Below are 20335 nucleotides of genomic sequence, written 5' to 3'. Positions count from 1 at the left end.
CGTGGTCACGGGGTTTCGCCGGGTAGCCCGAGCATGCGGTGCACGGTCAGGTGAAGGTGGGCGCGGAAGCGGCGCAGCGCCACCGTGTCGCTCCCGCCCCTGCGGTGGCCCTCCTCGTCCAGCACGCCGCCCTTGGCGAACCCGTGCACGCACCAGATCACCGACCACATGGCGTACTCCAGGTCGACCGCGCGGTCGATCACCCCGGCCGCCACCGAGGGACGCAGGGCGTCGGTCACCATCACCACCAGCGGCTGGACATAGTGGCGTTCGAGCTCGGTGAGGTCGCTGGCGTCGGAGAGCCAGCGGTGCATCCACAGCGCGGGCACCTCGGGATGGACCACGCAGAAGTCCAGGTAGTCGTCGATCAGCCGGTGAATCCCGGTGACCGGGTCGTCGCCGCCCAGGCGGCCCAGCGCCCCCTCCAGGGCGGCGCGCTCGGCTTGGTGGGCGCGCTCCATCACGGCGAGGTAGAGCTCCCGCTTGCCGCCGACGTGGTAGTTGACGGTGGCGATGTTCAGGCCCGCCGCGTCGGCGATCTGCCTGGTGGAGGTGCCGTCGAAGCCGAGTGCCGCGAAGAGCTGTGTCGCGACTTTCATGATCACGGTGACCTGGTCACTGTCTCTCATGGAACGAAACTAATTCGGCCTCCGCCGCTCCGTCAATCATTTGATGGAGTCACTTTAGGTGCTATCTCAATTACTTCTCGTGACATTCCTTTGAGGTGGCTGTTACTGGTAATCCATGACCATCTTCTCAGGGCGGTTCGTGGTCCCCTTCCTCGCGACTCTCCTGCTCGTCCCGCCGGCCGGCGCCGCCGCGACCGCGCGCACGATGCCCGTCCCGATCTCGGTGACCGAAGCCCGTACGGCGCTCGACGGCCTGACCGTCGGAGAGAGGGGCACACTCCACGGCTACAGCCACACCCGCTTCATGCCCGAATGGGCCCCACAGCGGGGCGCGTGCGACACCCGAGAGATCGTCCTGAACCGTGACGGACAGGCCGTCCGGCGCGACGCGTCCTGCCGTGTCCTGGCCGGCACCTGGTACAGCCGCTACGACGGCAAGCTGCTCACCAGCGAGGCGAACATCGACGTCGACCACCTCGTCCCCCTGGCCAACGCCTGGCGTTCGGGCGCCGACACCTGGACCGACGCCCAGCGGCACGCCTTCGCCAACGACCTGATCCGCCCCGAACTGGTCACCGTCAGCGCCACCGCCAACATCGACAAGGGCGGCAGCACGCCGATCACCTGGCGGCCCCCGGTCATCGGCTATTGGTGTACGTACGCCCGGTCGTGGATCACCGTCAAGCGGCACTACGCGCTGCGGATCACGAAGGCGGAGAAGGCCGCGCTGAACGAGATGCTCGGCACCTGCTCGCCCTGATCACCGAGGTGGGGTCGGGCGATGTTCACCCAGGAGCACCGCCACCAGGTGCGGGCCCGGCTGATGGAGCGGGCCCGCGTGCCGGAATGCGGGCCTCGATCTGCTCGCGGGCGTGCGGGCATTCGTCGAAGCGCAGCGGGCACGCCAGCGCGTGCTCGATCAGCTCCTTCGCCGCCCGCGCCTGCGCGATGCGCTGCTCCAGTACGGCGAGATGCCCCTTGAGCAGGTCGGCATGGTCCATGGGGTCGGGCGAGCCGAGCACCTCGCGCAACGCGCCCAGGCCCAAGCCGGCCTCCTTGCCCAGCAAGATCATGGCCACGCGCCGCAGGTCGGCCGGGCCGTAGCGGCGGTGGCCGCTCTCGTGCCTGGCCGGGTCCAGCAGCCCGGCGCTCTCCCAGTGCCGCAGCACGTGCGTGGGCTGGCCCGCCAGGCGCGGGACCTCGGCTTCCGGCAGGTGGAACACCTCGAATGGGGGCGGAGCGGCCATCCCACCGAGGAGCTCTCGATCGAGGCGACCCCCGCCGGCCGCACCCTCCTGTGGCGCCACAACGCGTACGTGCTCAGCAGCGGCGGGCTCCGCGTCTTCTTCGGCGGCGAGATCCGCGACGTGTCGCTCCTGGAGCGCTATCGGGCCGAACACCCGTCGGTCGACCTGGCGCTGCTGCCGGTCAACGGGCTGCGGGCGTTCGTCGGGCCGCCGATCGTCATGGGGCCCGAGCAGGCCGTGGCCGGGAGCAGCGCCCTGGGGGCGCGCGTACTGGTTCCCGTGCACGACGCCCACGGTGACGACGACCTGCTCGCCCGCGTGATCCGCCGCAACGGCACCGGTATCGAGGCCAAGTCCCTGGCGGACGCCCGTGCGGAGGGACCCGACGTGGTGAACCTGCCGACGGGCCAGAGGTGGACCTACCCGGCGGTCAGCCGTTCGTGATCGACAATGGGGAGGTCTGAGACCAGCTGGAGGAGATCGGCATGACCATCGCCGCGTACACCGTGACCGCACCCGTCGCCGAGCACGGGGAGGGCCCCGTGTGGTCCGCTCGCTGGGGCGGCCTCCGGTTCGTCGACATGATGGCCGGCGACGTGCTGGCACTCGATCCGGACGGCTCGGTCGGCCGCCGCCACGTCGGCGCGGTCGCGGCGACGATCCGCCCGCGCGCCGCCGGCGCGGGCTATGTGGTCGCGGCCGAGCGGGAGCTGCTGCTGGCCGACTCCGACGAGCTGGACGCGCCGCTGCGCTCGCTCGGCGAGGCGTGGAGCGATTCGTCGGTACGCATGAACGACGGCGGCTGCGACCCCGACGGCCGCTTCTACATCGGCAGCATGGCCTACGACGAGACCCCGGGCCGCGGCTCCCTCTACGTGGCCGAGGCCGGTGGTGGGCTGCGCGTGGTGCTGCCGGAGGTCACGATCTCCAACGGCCTGGACTTCAGCCCGGCCGGCGACCTCGCCTACTACGCCGACACGACCACGGGGCGGGTCGACGTGCTGGACTACGACCGGGAGAGCGGGCTCACCGGGCGGCGGCCGTTCGCGGTCGTGGACCCGGCCGACGGCGCCCCCGACGGGCTCACGGTCGACTCCGAGGGCGGCGTGTGGGTGGCGCTGTGGGGCGGCGCCGCCGTACACCGCTACAGCCCGGAGGGCCGTCTCGAGGCCGTCGTCCGGCTCCCGGTACGCAAGGTCACCGCGGTCGCCTTCGGCGGAGACAACCTCGACCAGCTGTTCATCACCACCTCGGCCCTCGACGTCGACCGGGTGGAACAGCCGGCCGCGGGCGCGCTCTTCGCCGCCGAGCCGGGTGTGCGCGGCCGCCCCGTCCTGCAGTGCGCGCTCTGAACGGACTCCCTGCGCGACGACTCCTCAGCTTGACGAGCCCGCGCGGGCGCGGACGCCGTTGGCCAGGGCGACGCGGGACGACACGCCCAGGCGGGCGTACACCTGGCTGATGTGATACTCGACCGTCTTGACGCTCAGCAGCAGCTCGCGGGCGATCTGCCGGTTGGTCAGCCCGGTGGCCACCAGCTGGGCCACGGTGTCCTGCTGCGGCGTCAGGCCGAGGGGGGAGATCGCGTGCTGCTGCCCGCACGCCGCCAGCTCGATCTCGCAGCGTTGCGCGTAGGGCACCGCCTCCAGGCGTTCCAGCTCCCGCAGCGCCTCCTTGAGCTGTTCGGCCGCCGCGGCCCGGCGGCCGAGCCTGCGCAGGAACGAGCCGTACGCCAGCAGGGTCCTGGCCCGGTCGAACGGCTCCCCGGTCTCCGCGCACGCCGCCTCGAACGCCACCCTGGCCGCCTCGGTCTCGTGCCCCGCCGCCAGCAGCCGAGCCAGGACACCGGGAGAGGCGGCCGGTACGTCACCGGCCCGGCGCAGGTCGCCCTCCGTGATGAGCGCGTCCAACAGCAGATCGCACCACGGCAGCAGCCCGCGCTCGGCCTGGTTCGTTGCGTCGGGCAGACCAAGCTGGGGAGAGGCCGTCGCGTCGGGCTGGGCGGACGCGGTCCGGTTGGGCGAGACGTTCGCGGTCCGGTCGGGTGAGGCGGACGCGGGCGCGGTGACCAGGTCGAGTAGCGGTGTCAGCAGGGCGATCACCTCGTCCGGCCGATTCCGGGCGGCGGCCAGGTGGGCCGCGGCGTACGCGGGGCCGATGACCGCCACCGGCGCCGTCGCGTCCCTGGCCAGCCGCCGGGCCGCCTCGGCGTGCTGTCCGGCGCGCTGCCAGTCGCCCCTGGCGGCGGGCACGAGAGACGCCACCGCGTGGGCGTGCGCCGACATCCAGCAGGGGCCGAGCTCGTCGGCGACCGCGGCGGCGAGCTGCCCCAGGGCCGCGGCCTCGTCCCAGCGCCCCTGCTGGAAGTCGGCCAGGCTGCCCATCACAGCGGTGAGCAGCCTGGCCGGTGGCGAGCCCCCCAGCCCGCCGGAGTGACGCATCAGCCGCAGGTAGTCGCCTGGCTCGGGGCGGCAGCCCCAAGCGTCGATCCTGGCGAGCAGCGCGGACCGCGTGCACCGCTCCCGCGCCTCCACCAGCGCCGCCACCGCTTCATCGGTACAGCCGGCGTAGTGAGCCAGCACCCCTCGCGCGAAACGACCGTCCGCCGTGTCGACCCTGAGGGCAGTCGGGGAGGTCGTGGGGGAGGTGCCTGTCCGGGTGGTCGGCTCGTTGGCGCCGAGCCGTACCGCCAGAGCGTGGGCCTCGGCCGGGCGGCCGTCGAACAGGAGGGCCTCGACGGCGTCGGCGCCCGGCTCCCGGTCCAGCCGGGCCGCCTGCGCGAGCAGCCGCGCCGCCTGCCCCCAGTCGCCCGCCGCGGCCCTGCGTCGCCCGGCCGCCGCGATGTCCCGCACGAGTTCCGGGCCGGGACGTTCGGCGGCTCGCAGCAGGTGCTCCAGCCGGGTGGTCTCGTCCTCGGTCAGCGTCGCCGCCGCGGCGTGCAGCCGTAGCCGCTTGGTGGGGCCCATGTGCTGATAGACCGCCCCCTTGAGCAGCGGGTACGAGAAGCGGATCAGGATCCCGGCACCTGTCGGCCGCTCCACGAGCAGCCCGGCCCCCAGCGCCTCCTCCAGTGCTGAGAGCGGCGCCCCGACGCCCGCCAGCTTGGCGGCCGCACCGAGCGAAACCTCGCCCACCGTCCGGCCGGTGCCGCCCGGCGCGATGTCGCAGGCCAGGACCGCCGCCGCCTCGACCAACGACCGGGCGGGCTCGCTGCACCAGGCCAGCCGGGCCAGGGCGTCGCGGGCGTGCTGCCCCGGCACCGGCAGCGGGATCTGCGGGTCGGCCAGCTCGTCGAGGTCCGTCTCCTCCAGGACCTGCAGGATGTGCCGGGGGTTGCCGCCCGTGTGCTCACACAGCCGCCCGGCCGCCTGCTCGGTCAGGGGCAGGTGGGTCAGCGCGCGCACCTGCCGGGCGCCGATGCCGGTCAGCGCCAGCCGTACCGACATCTCTCGGGTGAGCAGCGGCTGGAGTGAGGCGGGCTGGTAGGGGTCCGGGCTGGTCAGCACGGCCAGGACGCGGGCGGGCCGCAGCCGTCGCCAGGCGAACGCGAGCGCGGTGAGCGAGACGGAGTCGGCCCAGTGCGCGTCGTCGACGGCGATCACCACCGGCCGCGCCTCCTGCAGCTCGTCGAGCCGGTCGCGGAGCCGGGCCCCCGCCTCGAACGGGTCCGCGGGCTGCAGACCGGCGATCCTGGTGAGCACGCCGTACGGCAGGACCGACTCGCTCTCCACGGCGTCGGCGGCGATCACGTGCGCCTGGTCGTCCAGGGTGGCCAGGAACCGGCGCAGCAGGGTGCTCTTCCCGATGCCGGCGGGGCCGTGGATCAGGACCAGCCCCGGCTCACCCCGGCGGGCCAGCTCGAAGCGGTCCGTCAGTGATTCCAGCTCTCGTTCTCGCATGCGCACAGAGTGCTCTTGTGCGCTCGCAGCTCCCTTGTCGCCGACTGCAAGCGAAGGTTAAGCGGCGCGAGCTATACCAGCATCGGGAGATTTAGCGCGACATGCGAGGGGGGCTTGCATGGATGGGGAGACGTTCACGATCGTGCTGAGGGGCGGGGCGATCCGTCCCGACGCGAGGCTGGGGGTGTTCAGCAGCCTCGACGGCTGGCGGGCCCGCGTGCCCTGCCGCTATGTGGAGGGTGCGGACGAGTGGCGGGTGGAGCTCGACAGGCCGCCCGCCGGGACGGCCGTGGAGTTCAAGTTCCACTGTGACGGGGCGTGGGAGGCGCTGGACGGCAACCGTACCGCCTGGCCTGCGGACATCGCGGCGGGTCAGCGGATCGAGACGATGACCGGCACCCAGTCGGAGCTGTTCCCGACCCGCGACGACATCATCGTCACCAACCCGCTCCCGGCCCGCCGCCACTTCGCCCCCAAGCTGGACGAGGCCGCGGTGTACGACTACATCCTGGTCGGCAGCGGCATGGGCGGCGGCGTGCTGGCCCATGAGCTGACGAGGATGGCCGCGGCCAAGGGCGGGAGGATGCCGCAGATCCTCGTGCTGGAGGCCGGCGGGTACCTGTTCTCGACCCACGTCGGCAACATGCCCAGGTTGCAGAGCTCCGGCGCGGAGGCCAACCGGACCGTCTGGGGGCTGTGGTACCAGTACCGGTCGGCGCGCTACCGGACGAGCTCGTCCGGGATGCAGGTCGCCGAGGCGTTCTGCCTGGGCGGCAAGTCGGTCTTCTGGGGGGCGCTGATCCCGCCGATGGACGGGCGGGAGTTCGAGTCGTGGCCGCGTGGCGTCCGAGAGGAGCTGCGTACCGAGTGGTACGACGAGGCCACCGACCTGATGCACGGCACGCGCCCGACGCTCAGCGACTACCGCAGGACGATCAAGGAGTTGCTCCGCACCCAGATGAAGCGCTTCCGCCAGCACGAGGTGCAGGTGGCGGCCGAGAACTCGATGGCGCACCGGCTGGGCATCCCTTCAGGAATCTTCTCGACGGCGGCGCTACTGATGGAGGACCGCCTGCGCGACGGCTGGAACAAGAGCCTGCACGTCAACCTCAACCACGAGGTCGTCGGGTTCGAGTGGGACCGCTCGGGCGGCCGGGCCAGGGTGGCGGCCGTGCGCGCCCGCGACCTGATCGCCGGGAAGGACCGGGTGTTCCGCGTGGCGGACGGCGGGCGGGTGATCATGGCGGCCGGCACCGTGGGCAGCGCCGTGCTGGCCCGCCGGGCGCGGGTCGACAACGAGTGGGTCGGCAAGGGGATCACCGACCACCCCACGTACGTCTGGAAGTTCACGCTGCCGAGCGACGCGCCCGGATACGCCGCGCACGACTCGGTCAAGATCCTGCTGCGCGGCTCGGTCGGCGCGATGCCGCTCAACGTGGTGGTGGAGATGGGTGTGGGGCTCAACCAGTACCGGGTGGACGAGGACGCCGTCCCGGCGCACGCGGACGTCTCCAGGATGGACTGCGAGATCGTCTTCTTCCCCTCGGTGCCGCTGCTCGACGGCAACACCGTCGAGCTGGACCCGGACACCGGCCGGCCGGTGATCACGATGAAGCCGGTCGAGGTCCCCGGTTACCTCGCCGCGGTGCGGGAGATCGGCGGCCGGATCATCCGCATCATGGGCGGCGACCCGGCGGCCTCGGAGCCGTTCGCCGCCGATCTCGGGGCGGTCGGTCACGAGGTCGGAACGCTGCGGATGAGCGAGGACCCCGGCATGGGCGTGGTCGACCCCGACCTGAAGGCGTGGGGGCACGACAACCTCTACGTCTGCGACCTGTCGGTCTTCCCGACATCGCCGGCCGCGAACCCCTCGCTGACGCTCACGGCCTTGGCGATGCGGTTGGCGGACCACCTTTCTGGTTGATCAGTGCTGGAGTTGACGAACGCGGGCTAGTTCGTCAGGACCAGCGCGGACGCGGGAGGCAGATCCTGCAGCTCGATGTGGCGCGAGGCACCCGGGCCGGGCAGCACGGTCACGGCCGACCTGAGCGGGTGCTTCGTCACCCCGCCGATCTCGGCCGTGTTGGCGACCACGGTGAGCCCCTGTGTGCGGGCGTTGAGGGCGCCGTCGATCTCGACGAGGGCGCCGCGCGTCTCGGTCAGGCTCGGGTTGACCACGCAGACCACCTCGGTCCCGGCCAGTACGCGCGACCAGCACAGTACGTCGCCGGGCCGGGGGAGCGCGTAGCCGCCGTCGGCCCGGCCGAGCCTGCGCAGGTACTGCCGCCCGGCCCGCAGCGCCCGGTGGGCCGTCCGCGCGGCCAGCAGCATCCTGACCCGCTGGTAGACCTCGTTGTCCTGGTCGAAGACGTGGTGGCTCGTGGTGCCGTATGGGCCGAACCCCGGCAACTCCGTGTCGAACAGGTGCGCCGCGGTCGGCGACTCGCCGTCGGCGGGCCGCCCGGCGGCGCCCGCCTTGCGCGGATGCTCCGGCCCGAACATGGCCTCCCTCAGATACCGATCCCCCGACAGCTCGCGGCGGCCCCAGCCCTCGCCCATGAGCCACCCCCGCTCGCTCTCCTCCGGGCCCGTCAGCCCCTGCTCGATGCCGTAGTAGAGGCACGGGATGCCCAGCGAGTACAGCAGCAGCGCCACCCCGACCGTGACCTGGCGGGGATCGGGCTCACTGTGGCCCGGTGGCGTCAGCGCGCCGAACCGGAGCTGGGGATCGATCGACAGATCGTCGTGATCGTCCACCATCGAGACGTAGACGGAACCGAGAGAGCGATGAGAGACCCCCTGGGTGGCGAACCTGCGGAAGAACTCCTCGACGGCGTCGGGGAAGGGAAAGCCCTCCCGGCCGAGCGCGACATCGCGCAGGAGCCGCCGCGTCTCGCCGGTCTCCAGGACGGCGCTCAGGTTGCGCCCGATCAGGTCCAGATAGCGCTCCTCGATCGTGTCGCCGCCGCCGACCTCTCCCACGATGAGGAAGTTCGCCTTCCCCAGCCCGTCGGCGAACTCCCTCAGCGCCCCGCAGAACAGCGTGGCGTCGCGCGGCGGCACGTGCTTGAGCGTGTCGATGCGTACGCCGTCGAAGTCGGTGAGCGCCATCCAGTAGGTCCAGATTCGGATGAGCGTCTGCAGCTCTTTGGACTGGTCGAGGTCCCGGCTGAACCAGTCGGCCCGCCGGTAGGGCGCGTCCGGCTCGTCGTCGCCGCCCTGGCCCCAGCCGAGCCCGTCGCCGCCCGCCCTGGTGTAGGCGTCGGGGTCGTGCAGCTCGCTCGGCCACACGCCGTGGTCGGGCTCGGTGGGCGCGCTGCCGTGCGGCAGGCGCCCCCCGGTGCCGTCACGCCAGGCGCCGAACGGCAGCTTCCCGTCCCGGCCGGCGTACGGTGGGCGGACCACGTACTGGGGGGAGCCCGGGGTGCCGAGGTCATAGTCCCAGTTCTCGCCGGTGTGGTTGATGAGGATGTCGAGGATGACGCGGATGCCGTGCTCGTGGGCCTTGCCGACCAGCTCCACCAGGTCCTCGCGGGTACCGAATCTGCGGTCGACATCCAGGAAGTGCTGGATGGAGTAGCCGTGGGGGTCGTCCGGCGCGGGGACGCCGTCCACGGTCGTGACGGGCCGCTGCTTCCACACCGGCGCGATCCACAGCGCGGTCACGCCGAGGTCGCGCAGGTAGCCGAGCTTGGAGATGACCCCCCGCAGGGTGCCGCCCTGGAAGCGGTCCCGGCCGGAGGCCGCCCACTGGTTCCACATCCACCCGGCCGGGCGGGAGTTCGCCGGCCGGGCCCGGTCGACGAGCTCGCGCCCGTGCTCGCGGCCGTCGCTGAACCTGTCGGGCAGCAGGAAATAGATGACCTCGTCCCGCCAGTCGAACGGCGACGGGTGATAGCTCTCACGCTGGGGCCAGACGGCCTCCCAAATGCTTCGGGGCGGGGCTTGGCCGATGATCTCGTCGATGTTCGCCATGGCGCCGGGCTCCTTGGCTGTGTATTCCTGCCTGTCTGCCCAATCTGAACCGGGTTACAGTCGCAGGCAAGAGGAGAGGAGAGGCGTGGACATCCGGATTCTGGGCACGTTCGACGTCCTGATCGAGGGCGACTCCGTCGCGCTCGGCGGACCGCAGCGGATGGCCATTCTCGCAGTCCTCCTCCTCCACCAGGGTGAGGTCCTCAGTTCTGACCAGCTCATCGAGTACGTCTGGAGCGGGACACCGCCCAAGAGCGCCCTCAGCGCGCTGCACGCGCACGTGTCACGCCTGCGCAAGGCGCTGAACGGCGCCGACATCCTGCAGTCCTACGGCTCCGGCTACCGCGTCGTCGTCGAGCCGGACAAGGTGGACGCCTTCCGCTTCGAGCGGCTGGTCGAGCAGGGCGCCCGCGCGCTGGCCCAGCAGGACTGGGCGGGGGCCGTGGCGCTGTACAGCCAGGCGCTGGAGTTGTGGCGCGGTCCGGCGCTGACGGAGTTCGCCACCGAGCCGTGGGCGCAGTGCGACGCCATCAGGCTCGAGGAGTTACGCTTCAGCGCCGAGGAGGGCAGGACCGACGCCGAGCTGGCCCTGGGACGGCACGCCGAGGCGCTGCCGCGGCTGGAGCAGCGCGTCAGTGAGCATCCGCTGCGCGAGCGGTCCGTCGCCCAGCTCATGCGCTCGCTCTACCGGTGCGGGCGGCAGGGTGACGCGCTGAACGTCTACGACCGGGTCCGCCGGATCCTGGCCGAGGAGCTCGGCGTGGACCCCGCCCCGGCGCTCCAGGCCACCCACCAGGCGATCCTGCTGCACGATCCGGGACTCGACGGCAGCCCCGCCCCGCCGCCGCGCCAGGACGCGCCGCCGCGGCGGATCATCAACCTGCCCTCGCGCAACCACGTGTTCTCCGGCCGCCAGACGATCCTGGCCGAGATCGAGGGCGCGCTGACCGAGCCGACGACGCGCCCGCCGCCCCGGGTGGTGGCGCTGCACGGGCTCGGCGGCACCGGCAAGACGCAGATCGCCCTGGAGTACGCGCACCGGCACGCCGCCGACTACGACGTGGTCTGGGAGGCGCCGGCCGCCGAGCCGGTCGCCTTCTGGAGCGTGCTGGCGGAGCTGGCGCTGCGTCTTGGTGTACGTCAGCAGGCCGACCGGGGCGAGATCCTCGCCGCGCTGAGCGAGCGCCTGGCCGGGATGGACCGCTGGCTGCTCATCCTCGACGATGTCGAGGACGGCACGCTGATCGAGGCGTTCCTGTCGTCCCTGCGGGCCGGGCACGTCATCGTGACCTCGCGCAACCCCGCCTGGGGCCAGCTGGCCGTGGGCGTGCGCGTGGGCTCCTTCTCCCGGGCCGAGTCAGTCGATTTCCTGTCCACCCGCGTGGCCAGGACCAGCGGTGCCTGGACGCTGGCCGAACAGCTCGGTGACCTGCCCTTCGCGCTGGAGCAGGCCGCCGCCTACAGCGAGCAGACCGGCATGAAGCTGGATGAGTACGGCGACCTGTTCCGCCGCCGCGCGGACCAGTTGCTGACCCGCGACAAGGCGTTCGCCACGGTCTGGCAGCTCGCCTTCGAGCGGGTCGCGCGGGCATCGCCGGTCGCCATCGAGCTGCTGCACCTGTGCGCGACGCTGGGCCCCGGCGGCGTCTCGCTCGACCTGCTGGACTCCATGCCCGAGGTCCTGCCGCCCGCGCTCAGGGACGCGGTCGAGGATGAGCTGGCCCTGCAGGACGCCATCGCCCACCTGCTGCGCCACTCGCTCGTCGAGCGGGACAGGGGACGGCTGCGCATGCATCCGCTCGTCAAGGCGGCGGTCTGGGCCAGGCTGCCCGACGAAGAGCGGCGTACCTGGGTGACCTGCGCCGTCAGGATCCTGAGCTCGGTCGTGCCCGCCGACGCCGAGAACCCCACCACCTGGCGCACTTGGGACAGCGTCATCCCCGACGTCATCCACCTCGGCCAGGAGGCCGACGGCGCGGACATCGCCGTGCCCGGCCTGCCGCGCATGCTCTGCGGCTCCGGGCACTACCTCACGGTACGGGCGGCGTTCGAGCGGGCGCAGGAGCTGTTCGAGCTGGCGCTGCGGCTGGTCAGGCGCCAGCCGGGCGCCGACGCCGACCTGGCGGCCGTGCTGTCCGACCACGGCAACCTGCTGGAGCTCACCGGCGACGTCAACGGCGCCCGCGCCGCCCAGGAACAGGCGTTGGTGCTGGCCGAACGCGCCCTGGGCGGCGACGACCCGGCCGTGGCGCGGGTCCTGCGACGCCTCGGCAACGTGCTGGTCTGCCAGCGCCGCCTGCCCGAGGCCAGGCGTACCCTCGAACGCGCCCTGGCCATCCTGACCGCCCGGCAGGAGCCGGACCGCAGGGAGATCGCCCGCGTCAGCCGGGAGCTGGGCTTCGCCGCGTGGACGGCGGGCGACCTGCGCGCCGGCCAGGAATGGCTGACCAAGGCGCTGGCCACCGCGCGGACGATCCTCGGCCCCGACCACCCGGACGTCGCGCACACCCTGTCCGGGCTGGGGCTGATAGTCCAGGACACCGGCCGCCCGCAGCGGGCCGTCAAGCTGCAGGAGCAGGCCGCGTCCATGCTCACCGCCGTGTACGGCGACGAGCACCCCGAGGTCGGCCATACGCTCGACAAGCTCGGGTACGCGCTGCGCCTGTCGGGCCACTTCGAGGAGGCCAGGGTCAGCCACGAGCGGGCGCTGTCGATACTGGAGTTCTGCTACGGCCCCGGCCACGGCGAGGTCGGCATGCCGCTGACCAACCTCGGCCTGGTCTACCTGGACACCGGCGAGCCGAAGCTGGCCAGGGACCACCAGGAGCGGGCGATCCAGGTGTTCAGGAACGCCTACGGCGACGACCATGCCCACGTCCACCTCGGCGTGCGCCGGCTGGGTCAGGCCATGCTGGCCGACGGCCGGGCCGCCGAGGCGCGGGACCTGCTGCGCAGCGCGCTCACGGGCACCGAGCGCGTGCTGGGGAGTGGCCATCCCGACGTCGCGGGCACCCTGCTCGACCTCGCGGAGGCGTACGAGGTGCTGGTGGAGCAGGAGTCGGCCGACGCCTGCCGGGCGAGGGCCGAGCGGATTCTGGCCCGTGGCAGGAGCCCCATTCAGGGTTAGCTTTCAGCATTGTCAGCTTTCAGCATTGTCAGCTTTCAGCGTTGTCAGCTTTCAGCATTGAGGGTTAGCCCTCAGCCGTCACCTGAGGCCGGATTAGCTCACGGACCCGACTCTGGGGACATGCCGGATTTCACGGACGCGTCCCCGGGGCACCGGGTCATCTCCGCAGAGGTGGAGCCGGTGCCGGGACGACGGCACCAGGCGTCGGCCGTGTTGCGCCGGCTCGGCCTGCGCGTTCTGCACCTCGGCCCGACGATCAGCGTGAGCGCACCGGAAGAGGTCTGGGAGCGGACGTTCGGCCTGCCTGAGCCCGCCATCCCCCGCGAACTGCGGGGACTTGTCACAGGGATCCATCTCGCCGGGCCTCCCGACCTGCACTGACCCACTGACATGCCCCGAGGGGGAAGCATGACCACGATCATCGAACGCCGCGAGTCCACCGTCCACTTCGAGGCAGTGGTGCGACCGCCGGGCCGGGCCTCCATGTTCGCCGAGTCGTCGGCCGTACAGGCGGCGGGTCTGGACGACCTCAGGCCACCGCCGGACCGGGCCGCGCAGACCGCGCTCGCGCTGCAGCGCAGAGGGTTCGTCGTCCGGCATGTCGGGACGTTCTCCATCAGCGCGGAGGGCCCGCGCCGGCTGTGGGAGGAGACGTTCAACACCCGCGTGGCCGTCAGGCCGCACACCCTGCGCGGCGCGCCGGCCGACGTGGCGGCCGAGCCGGGCGACGAGGTCTCCTATCTGTCGCATGTGTCCGGGGTCCCGTTCACGCTGCCCGCCGACCTGGAACCGCTGGTCGAACGGGCCTACCCGCAGGCGCCGCCCCAGTTCTACGGCTCGCCGCTGCCGCCCAGGGTGTCCTATCACCACCTGCGCGTGCCGGACGACGTCGGGCTCCTCCTGCGCGCCTGCCACGTGCACGAGCGGGGGGTGACCGGCCGGGGGGTGTTCGTAGCCATGGTCGACACGGGCTTCTACAAACATCCCTTCTATCCGCATCACGGCTACAACTACAACGCCACCCTCGCGCCGGACGCCGCCCGCGTGGACCACGACGAGTACGGCCACGGCACGGCCGAGGCGGCCAACATCTTCGCCTGCGCGCGTGACGTGGACTTCGTCGGCGTGAAGATGGGCGGCAACGCCACGCTCGCGTTCAAGACCGCCGCCGACCTGTCGCCCGCTGTCTTGACCAACAGCTGGGGCTACGACCTCAACGGGCTCACCGGGCTGCCCAACTTCCTGCGGCCGCTGGAGTTAGCGGTGCTGGAGGCCGTACGGGTGCGCGGCATCACCGTCTGCTTCTCCGCGGGCAACGGCCACATCTCCTTCCCCGCGATGATGCCCGACGTCATCGCCGCGGGCGGCGTGTACGTGGAGGAGACGCAGGTCAACGGGGAGTTCAAGATGGAGGCGTCCGACTATGCGAGCAGCTTCGACAGCCTCATCTATCCGGGCCGGCACGTGCCCGACGTCTGCGGGCTGGTCGGACGGCAGCCCAGGGCGCTCTACATCATGCTGCCGACCGAGCCCGGCGACATCATCGACTCCTCCCTGGCCGGTCCCGGCTACCCCGTCAAGGACGGCACCGCGCCCGACGACGGCTGGAGCGTGATCAGCGGCACCAGCGCCGCCGCGCCGCAGATCGCCGGGGTGTGCGCGCTGCTGAAGCAGGTCCAGCCGGGGTTGTCGCCCGACCTGGTGAAGGCGCTGCTCAGGGCCTCGGCGCGGGACGTCGTCGACGGCAAGAGCGGGACGGGGGAACTTGCGGGGGAGGGCTTCGACGGGGCGACCGGGGCGGGGCTCGTGGACGCCGCGGCGGCGTACCGGCTGGCGCGCTCGGTCACGCCACGCAGCCTGCACACCGTCCCACCGCCCGTCTGACGGGCCGACCCCTGATGGATCGACGGTCTGACGGGTCGGCTCTCTGACGGGCTGGCCGTCTGATGGGTCGACGGTCTGACGGGCCCAATGACTGCCGGGCGGCCCTGCCGAGTGGCGGGGTTCGACCGGCGGGGGCCGCGGCGGTGACGCGGGGGCGGCCGCCGCGGCCCCGATCGCTCTTCCCGGGACGCTGCGCTCGTCCCGGGAAGAGCGCCGGGGGTTCGCCGGTTGCATCCGTACGTGGACGAGATCGACGTCGTGGTGATCGGGGCCGGGCAGGCCGGGCTGTCGAGCGCGTACTTCCTGCGCCGGTTCGGCTTCGAGCCGCTGGTGCTGGACGCGGGCGACGGGCCGGGCGGGGCATGGCGGCACCGGTCGCCGTCGCTGACCATGGACAAGGTGCACGGCATCTTCGACCTTCCCGGTGTGCGGCTGCCGGGAGTTGGTCGAGCTGATCTTCCTGGGGCTGGTCGTGCTGATCTGTCCGGGGCCGATGGGCTGCGGCCCGCCGCCGTGGTCGTCCCCGAGTACTTCGCGGACTACGAACGGGAGCTTGGGCTCGCCGTGCTACGGCCGGTCAAGGTGACGGCCGTGGCGCCGGGGGAGGGCGGGCGGCTCCTCGTCACCTCCGGGGCGGGGGAGTGGGCGGCGCGGGCCGTGGTCAACGCCACCGGCACCTGGACCCGCCCGTACTGGCCGTACTATCCGGGCGCGCGTTCCTTCCGCGGCCGTCAGCTGCACTACGCGGCGTACCGGGGGCCGGAGGAGTTCGCCGGGCGGCGGGTGGTCGTCGTGGGCGGCGGGACCTCGGCCGCGCACGTGCTCTCCGAGATCGCCGGCGTCGCCGCGAGCACCCTCTGGGTCACCCGCCGACAGCCCGTGTTCCGCCCGCTGGACGACTTCGGCGAGGACGCGCGCCGCGACGCCGTCGCCCTGGTCGAGGCGCGGGTACGCGCCGGGCTGCCGCCGCAGAGCGTGGTCGCCGTGACCGGGCTCGGGTACACGCCGGTCGTCCGGGAGGCGCTGGCCAAGGGGGCGCTGGAGCGGCTGCCGATGTTCGGCCGCATCACCGCCGGCGGGGTGAGCTGGGATGACGGACGGTACGTGGAAGCGGACACGATCATCTGGGCCACCGGCTTCCGCTCGGCACTCGACCACCTCGCCCCACTGCGGCTGCGCGAGCCAGGGGGCGGGATCAGGGTGGACGGCACCGAGGTGATCGCCGAGCCGCGCCTGCAACTCGTCGGCTACGGCCCTTCGGCGAGCACGATCGGCGCCAACCGCGCGGGCCGCACCGCCGCCCGGAACATCCGCCGCCTCCTCGCCCAGGCCCCTTCCGTTCCGGCCGCCTGACCTACTGACGTCCCCGCCTCCTCGCCGCGCCCCCTCCATTCCAGCTGCCTGATCTACTATGAGAAGTAGTAAAAATACCGATTGAGGCAGAGGCCCGGTAGCACTCTCGACACGGGGTGTTAGCACGGGATAGCGTCGGGTGAAAGGATCTTTATCCGTCTCTGGAGGTCCCCCCGATGGATGTTCCCGGCTACACCGAAATTCGGGAACTCGGACACGGCGGGACCGGACGGGTGATGCTCGCTTTACGGACGTCCGACGGGACGCCCGTGGCGATCAAGCACCTCGCCGCGCGATTACGCGACGACGAGCTGTTCGTCGAACGCTTCCGCGCCGAGGCCGGGCTGATCCGCGAGCTCGACAGCCCGCACACGGCCCGCCTGCTCGATTACGTCGAAGGCCACGACGACGCCTGCATCGTGATGGAGCTGGTGGACGGCATCACCCTGCGCCGCCTGTTACAGCACGCGGGCGCCACCGGCCCCGAGGCGGCGCTGGCCGTACTGAAGGGTGCCCTGCTCGGGCTGGCCGAGGCGCACCGGCACGGCGTCGTACACCGTGACTTCAAGCCCGAGAACGTGATCGTCTCCCAGGACGGCCAGAGCAAGCTCGTCGACTTCGGCGTCGCCGCCCACACCGGCGAGAACGCCCCACTCGCAGGAACCCCCTCCTACATGGCCCCCGAGCAGTGGGCGGACGCCCCGGCGGGGTCGGCGTCGGATGTGTACGCGGCGGCCGTGGTGTTCTTCGAGTGCCTGTCCGGGCACCGGCCGTTCATCGCGGACAACTTCGCCGCCCTCGCCTACCAGCACCAGCACGCCGAACCCCCGCTGGCGGACATCGAGGAGCCGATGCGGGCACTGGTCGGGCACGGCCTGGCCAAGGACCCCGCCGAACGGCCGGAGTCGGCCGAGGCGTTCCTGGCGGAGCTGGAAGAGGTCGCCGACACCGCCTACGGCACCGGCTGGGAGGTACGCGGCCGCGCCAGGCTCGGCCTGCTGACCATCCCGCTGACCTCTTTGCTACCTCTGTCGCGGCCGCTGCCCACGTCGGGGAACGGCGGCACGAGCCTGTTCAGCAGCGCGCTCGCGCCGGTGACCAAGGTCGCGGTGACGGGCGGCCTGGTGGTCGCGACCGCCGCCGCGGTGGCGTCGGCGTTCGTGATCTGGAACGACGCGCCGCCGGAGCGCCTCGCCGGGCTCCCGCCGGTCAGCGCGCCCGCCGAGTCGGCCCTGATCCCCACGCCATCCGGTACGGCGGAGCCGTCCATCCTCACCCCGGTGCCCAGCGACCTCGCCAGCCCCCCGCCCACCACCGACGCCGCGGACCCAGTGGTCACCGGGGACCAGACCGAGCCCACCGGCACCCATTCGCAGGAGCCCATCCGTACCCGCTCGCAGGAGCCCACCCGCGGGCCGGAGCCGACGCGGACCACGCGCCCAGCCACCTCTGCACCCGCCACTTCCAAACCGACCACCCAGCCGCCCACCAAGCAGGCGTCGACGACGAAGCCCGCCACTAGCGAGCCCAAGCCGTCCGCCCGCCCGGCCACCACCAGCCCCCCGGACACCCAGGCCCCCGCTCCGACCAAGGCCGCCGGGCCGCTGGTCTCGGTGTCGGTCAAGGTGTCGATCGACGTACCCGTGCTCAAGGGCAAGGACGGCCTGCTCGACGTCGACCTCGGTCTCGGTCTCGGGCTCGGGAGCGGCCTGCTCGGCTCCGTACTGGTCCCCGGTTCCGCGCTGCTCGGCCGCCACTGGGCCGTCCGCAGAGCCAGGCGGGCCCGCTCCTCGCACACGTCGTCCTGTCCTCCGCCGGACATCGACAAGCCGTGATCCGCGCCGCCCGCCGGCAGCGAGGCGTCCGCGGAGACCGCTGTACTACGGAGACCGCTGTACCGCGGAGCCCGCCCAAGCGCCCGCTTGCCCCCCATCCGTCGGACATTTCGCCCATACCAAAATTTGCTGATTTGCCGACCGATACAGGTGATCCCCTACTATCTAGCCTCGGATAGGGGGCGTACTTCTGGGCCCCGCAGTTCGGGCGAAGGAGAAGTGTGGCGGTTGCATGCCCCGCCGACCGGCGGCGCCGTCCGATCCTCACCAAAGCGCTCACCGCGATGATCACAGCGGTGTTCCTGTTAGCGAGTCTGGCCACGCCCGCGCACGCGGCCCCCAAGCCGACGATCAAGCAGCTCAAGAAGGAGCTGGCCGCCCTGGGGAAGCAGTCGGACAAGCTGATCACCGAGTACTACAACGGCCGCATCGCCCATCAGAAGGCCGAGAAGGCGGAGAAGGCCGCCCAGGACAAGCTGGCCGCCGCCCAGGAGGTCTACGACCGAGAGTCGGCCGAGCTCAGGCTGATGGCCGTCGCCCAGTACACCAACGGCGGCCCCCCGAGCCCCGCCACCATGCTCTCGGCGAACGAGGATCCCTCCGCGCTCATGAGCCGCCTCGCGCTCTCCAACCACCTGGTCGACCAGCAGAGCGCCAGGCTGGCCGGCTTCGCCAAGGTCAGGGACGACCGCAAGCAGGCCGAAGGGGAGGCGGCCGCCCGCGCCAAGGAACTCGGCGACCAGGTCGCGGACCTCGGCAAACGCAAGGACAAGGCCGAGCAGCTGATCAAGAAGATCAAAGACAAGATCGACAAGCTCTACCAGGCTCCCGGGGTCCGGCGGTCGGACGGCACCTGGGTCCCGCAGCTCCCCGGAGGCTCCGACAACATCACTCCCCGGATGCGCCTGGTCAAGACCCTCGTGAAGGAGCGCTTCGCCGTACCCAATGGAATCGGTTGCTACCGGGCGATCCAGGACGGCGGCGAGCACCCGCTCGGGAGGGCGTGCGACTTCATGCTGAGTCGCGGCGGCTCGATGCCGACGGCCGCGGAGGTGGCACGCGGCAACGAGATCGCCGCCTGGGCGATCAAGAACTCCAAGCGGCTGGGCATCATGTACATCATCTACCGCCAGCGGATCTGGCACGCCAGGACCGGCGCCTGGCGCACGATGTCAGACCGCGGCGGCACCACGGCCAACCACTACGACCACCCGCACATTTCGGTGTACTGACGGTTATAGCCGTCCGAGTAGACGATTCTTTGATCTTTAAGAGCCTGCTGGCAAAGGCTTTAGACCTTGTGGGCATGGGGCTGTAGAGGGCTGGTCCGATCTTGTTGATGTAACCCTGGTGGGACCATTGGGACAGTTGGATGCGGAAGCTGTTGATGTTCTCGATTCCGAGGATGGCGGCCAGTTCGACCCTTTCCAGGCTCGCCAGGGCTCGGCGGCCAGGAGTTGCAGGACCCTGCCGTCGGCCGGGACTGGACAGGTTCGGAAGCGGGGGCGGGTCGCTCCAGCGGCCAGGGGGCGGTTGGCCTGCCAGTTCGCGGGTCATCTGGTGCACCCTGGCCCACCAGATCATGGCTTCGTGGTGTTCGGGTTTGCGTTCGTAGATCCGTACGAGCCGGCGGTAGCGGGTCAACCAGGCGAATGTTCGTTCTGCCACCCACCTGCGGGGCAGGATGACGAAGCCGCGCAGGTCGTCGGAGCGCTTGACGATGGTGACGGCGATACGCCGTTTCTGCCCCTTCAGCTTCTGTCCCCGCCAAAACCGCAGGCCGCGGCCGCGACGGTCTCGGCCGCCTTGACCGTCTGGGAGTCGATGCGCCCGGCTGTCGGCAACTCGCCGCGTCCGGCCATGACCCGCAGACGGCCGCGTAACCCGCCCGGCGAGTCGTTCGGGCAGGCCACGCCGGGACCAGCGCAGGAAGAACGCGTACACCGCCTCATGCGGCGGGAAGTCCACTGGCAGAGCCCGCTACTCGATCCCGTACCGGGTCATATAGGTGACCGCGTCGAGCACCGCTCGCAAATCATGCACCATCGGCCTGCCGGTGACTGCGACCAGCTCGGCCATCACCGCCCGCGCCTCACTTTCCAGCACCGCCCATTCGGCATCGGTCAGGTCCGTCGGATATGACGGTTTCCGGCCGCGACATCGGCACCCCGGCGAGGCGCAATCGCTGGCGTTCACGAGCGCCGCGGCCCCCAGGCCGATCCGGTCCATCGTCTATACCCGGTCGAACCTTGGCCTGCGCAGCCGCAGCGCGAGTCTTCTCCGCCTGGCTGCCGGGGGTATCACTCTAGGTGTGGAAATGATCACCGAACGTAGACGGAAGTCTGTAAAGATCATTCACCATCTCGGGGGAAAACACGATCATGTC

17 protein-coding genes are annotated in these 20335 nt (G+C 71.5%); 10 read left to right on the top strand and 7 right to left on the bottom strand.

Translation table 11 applies throughout. The features are described 5' to 3' along the window. Positions 1-5 precede the first annotated feature (5 nt). Positions 6-629: a TetR/AcrR family transcriptional regulator gene (locus AB0L53_RS54320; protein WP_358182471.1), complete on the bottom strand. Its 624-nt coding sequence runs from the start codon at positions 627-629 to the stop codon at positions 6-8. A gap of 115 nt (positions 630-744) precedes the next feature. On the opposite strand from AB0L53_RS54320, the gene AB0L53_RS54315 reads away from it, so the two are divergent. Further along, the gene (locus AB0L53_RS54315) at positions 745-1389 is read left to right on the top strand and encodes an HNH endonuclease family protein (protein WP_364013315.1); all 645 of its coding nucleotides are present in this window, start codon (positions 745-747) and stop codon (positions 1387-1389) included. 25 nt (positions 1390-1414) lie between these two features. Here AB0L53_RS54315 and AB0L53_RS54310 read toward each other — a convergent pair whose 3' ends face one another. After that, the gene (locus AB0L53_RS54310) at positions 1415-1876 is read right to left on the bottom strand and encodes a MerR family transcriptional regulator (protein WP_364013312.1); all 462 of its coding nucleotides are present in this window, start codon (positions 1874-1876) and stop codon (positions 1415-1417) included. Between AB0L53_RS54310 and AB0L53_RS54305 the strand changes: the two genes are divergently transcribed. Continuing rightward, a complete protein-coding gene (locus AB0L53_RS54305) occupies positions 1844-2320 on the top strand; it encodes an MBL fold metallo-hydrolase (RefSeq protein ID WP_364013309.1) in 477 nt (158 codons plus the stop codon). The genes AB0L53_RS54310 and AB0L53_RS54305 overlap by 33 nt on opposite strands. A gap of 41 nt (positions 2321-2361) precedes the next feature. Further along, positions 2362-3228 carry an SMP-30/gluconolactonase/LRE family protein gene (locus tag AB0L53_RS54300; protein WP_364013306.1) on the top strand — a complete coding sequence of 289 codons (867 nt, stop codon included), beginning with the start codon at positions 2362-2364 and terminating at the stop codon, positions 3226-3228. 24 nt (positions 3229-3252) lie between these two features. Here AB0L53_RS54300 and AB0L53_RS54295 read toward each other — a convergent pair whose 3' ends face one another. Beyond that, on the bottom strand, positions 3253-5775 hold the full coding sequence (locus AB0L53_RS54295) for an AAA family ATPase (protein WP_364013303.1): 2523 nt from the start codon (positions 5773-5775) through the stop codon (positions 3253-3255). A 118-nt stretch (positions 5776-5893) separates the two neighbouring features. Between AB0L53_RS54295 and AB0L53_RS54290 the strand changes: the two genes are divergently transcribed. Beyond that, positions 5894-7699, top strand: a complete 1806-nt coding sequence (locus AB0L53_RS54290; protein ID WP_364013300.1) for a GMC oxidoreductase — start codon at positions 5894-5896, stop codon at positions 7697-7699. 26 nt (positions 7700-7725) lie between these two features. On the opposite strand, the gene AB0L53_RS54285 is transcribed toward AB0L53_RS54290, so the two are convergent. After that, positions 7726-9750, bottom strand: coding sequence for an alpha-amylase family glycosyl hydrolase (locus AB0L53_RS54285; RefSeq protein WP_364013298.1), 2025 nt, complete (start codon positions 9748-9750; stop codon positions 7726-7728). 85 nt (positions 9751-9835) lie between these two features. Between AB0L53_RS54285 and fxsT the strand changes: the two genes are divergently transcribed. The 6 genes from fxsT (at position 9836) to AB0L53_RS54255 (ending at position 19181) form a co-directional block, all read left to right on the top strand. Further along, positions 9836-12877, top strand: a complete 3042-nt coding sequence (fxsT, locus tag AB0L53_RS54280) for an FxSxx-COOH system tetratricopeptide repeat protein (protein ID WP_364013295.1) — start codon at positions 9836-9838, stop codon at positions 12875-12877. A 120-nt stretch (positions 12878-12997) separates the two neighbouring features. Continuing rightward, entirely contained in the window at positions 12998-13258 is a 261-nt protein-coding gene (locus tag AB0L53_RS54275; RefSeq protein ID WP_364013292.1) for a hypothetical protein, read from the top strand. A gap of 27 nt (positions 13259-13285) precedes the next feature. Beyond that, the gene (locus AB0L53_RS54270; RefSeq protein WP_364013290.1) at positions 13286-14761 is read left to right on the top strand and encodes a S8 family serine peptidase; all 1476 of its coding nucleotides are present in this window, start codon (positions 13286-13288) and stop codon (positions 14759-14761) included. A gap of 240 nt (positions 14762-15001) precedes the next feature. Beyond that, positions 15002-16114 carry an FAD-dependent oxidoreductase gene (locus AB0L53_RS54265; protein WP_364013287.1) on the top strand — a complete coding sequence of 371 codons (1113 nt, stop codon included), beginning with the start codon at positions 15002-15004 and terminating at the stop codon, positions 16112-16114. A gap of 176 nt (positions 16115-16290) precedes the next feature. Continuing rightward, entirely contained in the window at positions 16291-17949 is a 1659-nt protein-coding gene (locus AB0L53_RS54260) for a protein kinase (protein ID WP_364013284.1), read from the top strand. Positions 17950-18170: 221 nt separating this feature from the next. Next, positions 18171-19181 (top strand): hypothetical protein, encoded by a 1011-nt coding sequence (locus AB0L53_RS54255; protein WP_364013281.1) that lies wholly within the window; start codon positions 18171-18173, stop codon positions 19179-19181. Here AB0L53_RS54255 and AB0L53_RS54250 read toward each other — a convergent pair. The 3 genes from AB0L53_RS54250 to AB0L53_RS54240 form a co-directional block, all read right to left on the bottom strand. Then, the gene (locus AB0L53_RS54250; RefSeq protein ID WP_364013417.1) at positions 19069-19704 is read right to left on the bottom strand and encodes a transposase; all 636 of its coding nucleotides are present in this window, start codon (positions 19702-19704) and stop codon (positions 19069-19071) included. The two genes, AB0L53_RS54255 and AB0L53_RS54250, sit on opposite strands and share 113 nt — an antisense overlap. Further along, the gene (locus AB0L53_RS54245; RefSeq protein WP_364013420.1) at positions 19701-19862 is read right to left on the bottom strand and encodes a hypothetical protein; all 162 of its coding nucleotides are present in this window, start codon (positions 19860-19862) and stop codon (positions 19701-19703) included. Before AB0L53_RS54245 ends, AB0L53_RS54250 begins: the two co-directional genes overlap by 4 nt. Positions 19863-19929: 67 nt before the next feature. Further along, positions 19930-20178, bottom strand: coding sequence for a hypothetical protein (locus AB0L53_RS54240; protein ID WP_364013278.1), 249 nt, complete (start codon positions 20176-20178; stop codon positions 19930-19932). Between the last annotated feature and the right edge of the window lie 157 nt (positions 20179-20335).

Origin of the sequence: Nonomuraea sp. NPDC052129, from assembly GCF_040680095.1 — a bacterium.
Taxonomy (GTDB): domain Bacteria; phylum Actinomycetota; class Actinomycetes; order Streptosporangiales; family Streptosporangiaceae; genus Nonomuraea.
This window is presented reverse-complemented; position numbering and strand designations above follow the sequence as displayed.